Annotated in this window: 3 protein-coding genes; 1 reads left to right on the forward strand and 2 read right to left on the reverse strand. The window is 64.8% G+C overall.

Annotation, left to right across the window (positions count from 1 at the left end; genetic code table 11):
• Both ACREXZ_RS30680 and ACREXZ_RS30685 read right to left on the reverse strand, forming a co-directional pair.
• Window positions 1–677, reverse strand: a 677-nt coding sequence (locus ACREXZ_RS30680) for an alpha/beta fold hydrolase (protein WP_431767888.1), incomplete at its 3' end; no start/stop codon positions are given.
• A 151-nt stretch (window positions 678–828) separates the two neighbouring features.
• Window positions 829–2,112, reverse strand: a complete 1,284-nt coding sequence (locus tag ACREXZ_RS30685) for an IS256 family transposase (protein WP_431767889.1) — start codon at window positions 2,110–2,112, stop codon at window positions 829–831.
• Window positions 2,113–2,213: 101 nt separating this feature from the next.
• On the opposite strand from ACREXZ_RS30685, the gene ACREXZ_RS30690 reads away from it, so the two are divergent.
• The coding region (locus tag ACREXZ_RS30690; protein WP_431767890.1) for a hypothetical protein at window positions 2,214–2,506 on the forward strand (293 nt) is incomplete at its 3' end.

Genomic DNA, 2,506 nt, shown 5'->3' on the forward strand with positions numbered 1-2,506 from the left:
GGATACAGCACCGAGGGGGGTAGCGCGGCGACGGCGGCGGCGGTGGCGGCGGCGCGTCCGGCGACTGGGGTGGCCGCGTCACACCAGGGCCCGTGTAGGTCTTGGCATTCGGTGGCCGCGTGGAGGCCTTGGCTGAGGTGTTCCACCCGGGTGGTCTGGCCGCTGGTCTCGGCGGCGACCAGGGCATCGAGGGCCTGGGGGTGGCCCTGGACGGCTTGGTGCAGCAGGTTGGGCAGATCGTTCAGGCGGGGGGCGCCGCTGGTTAGGCCGCTGAGGGTATCCAACAGTGCTGGCCCGTCGTGGCGGGTGTGGATGTCTTGCCATAGATCGTGGGCGGGGTCGGTGGCGCAGTGGGTGTCGGCGCACACCATGGCCAGGACTTGGGCGGCGCGGTGGAACGCGGTGAGGTCGAGTGGGTCGTAGTTGTCGTGGGGGACCACCGAGTCCAGCACCAGCCGGGCTACCCGGTCGGGGTAGGTGATGGCATACCGTTCGGCTAGGAACGTGCCGTAGGAGGCGCTGTCGAGGGTCAGCTTCTGTACCCCGAGTGCCCGGCGTAGCTGGTCGAGGTCGGCGACGGTGTCGGCGGTGGCGTAGAAGCGGCGGTCCGGGCCGATCGAGTTGGCGCACTCGGTCACCACCTGCGGTGGTGGAACCTTCAGGTCGGAGCCGCCCATCACCTGCTGCAGCCTCGGGCAGCGCAAGGCCCCGGCTCCGGTGCCGCGACCGGACAGCATCACCAGCCGGTACTGGGCCGTACCTCTGCGGGTCGAACGAGCCTGTCACATTTTCCGTGTAAGCCACGGGTGACTGAATGTGCTTATTCTATCATAGGGGAAGTCGTCCTGGGAAGAGGACCACTAGGGTGTTGAGTGCTATTTTCCAGCCCGGTGTTCCGGTTCCCGATTCACCTCCTCGTTTACTGGAAATGTTCCGCAGTCCGAGGTAGAGTAGCTTCATCGCGGCCTCATCCGAAGGAAAGTGCCCGCGTGTTTTGGTGATTTTCCGGAGTTGGAAGTTGATGGACTCGATGGCGTTTGTTGTGTACACGACTCGGCGGAGTTCGGTCGGGTAGTCAAGAAACGGAACAAATTCGTTCCAGGCGCGGCGCCACACGTCGATCACCCCGGGATATTGGCGTCCCCACTGGGTGTCGAGGTCCTTCAACGCGACCTCGGCCGCCTCGACAGTAGGCGCGGTGTAGATCGATTTCATCGACGCGACGATCTGTTTGCGGTCCCGATAAGACACGAACCGCATCGCGTTGCGGATGACGTGCACCACACAGGTTTGCACGATCGTGTCGGGAAATACCGAGGTGATGGCCTCGGGCAGGCCCGACAGGCCGTCGCAGCAGGCGATCAGGATGTCACGTAGCCCTCGGTTGCGCAGCGCGGTGAGCACCGAGTGCCAGAACTTCGCGCCTTCGGTCTCGGCGATCCAGCAGCCCAGCGCGTGCTTGCGGCCGGCGACATCGACGCCGATGACCAGGTAGGCGCTCTTGATGGTGACCGCGCCCTTGTCCCGGACCTTGATGCGGATCCCGTCGATGTAGACGATCGGGTAGACCTCCTCGACCGGCCGGTTACGCCACACCTCGATTTCGTCGGTCACGACCTCGGTAATGTTGGAGATCAGTTCCCTGGAGGCGGCCACCCCGTAGACTTCGAGCAGGTGCGCCTCGATGTCGCGGGTCGACATACCCCGGGAGTAACACGACAGCACCAGCTCGTCGATCTGCCCGACCCGGCGGGCGCGTTTGGGCACAATCTGTGGTTCGAATTCGCCATTGCGATCGCGTGGCACGTCGATCGTGACCGGCCCGTTGGTCGTGGAGAGGGTTTTCGATGAGCTGCCGTTGCGGGAATTGCCGGTGCCGGTGCCGGCGGGGTCGTCACGGTCATAGCCCAGATGATGCGTCATCTCAGCCTGCAGGACCCGTTCCAGCACGGCCTTGGTCATCTGGTTGAGCAATCCATCCACGCCATCAATCGGGGTGCCGGTGGCCTTCGCATCGGCCAGCAACGCATCAATCGCCGACGGCTCCAGCGCCTGGGCGAGTCGCCGAGCCGCCGCGGTTTCACTGTCAGGGTCGCACTGATTCTGGATCATGTGGGTGTCCTTCCCGACCGTCATACCGATCACAGCGGTCGATCTTGGTCCACCCGTTGCTTACACACTTGGCATGACACGCCCCGGCGGCCGGTATCACGGTGAGCGCCGATCACGTGGTGGTGTCCGGTTTCGCGGTGTCGAACGGCCCGGCGCCGGGTATCTGGATGCGCGGCAGCGATGTCACCGTGGAGGACAACTCGGTGCGCCATCCGGTGGGTGACGACTACGACGGGCTGCGGTTCTTCGGCACCGATCTGATCATCCGGCACAACACGATCAGCGACATCGGCCCGGACGCCAGCGACGCGCACGCCGACTGCATGCAGACCTTCGCGACCGGCCCGAAGAACCACCGCACACCCGACAGCGGCACCAGCAACCACGTGTTGAT

The organism is Paraburkholderia sp. (genome assembly GCF_050742655.1).
Taxonomy (GTDB): domain Bacteria; phylum Pseudomonadota; class Gammaproteobacteria; order Burkholderiales; family Burkholderiaceae; genus Paraburkholderia.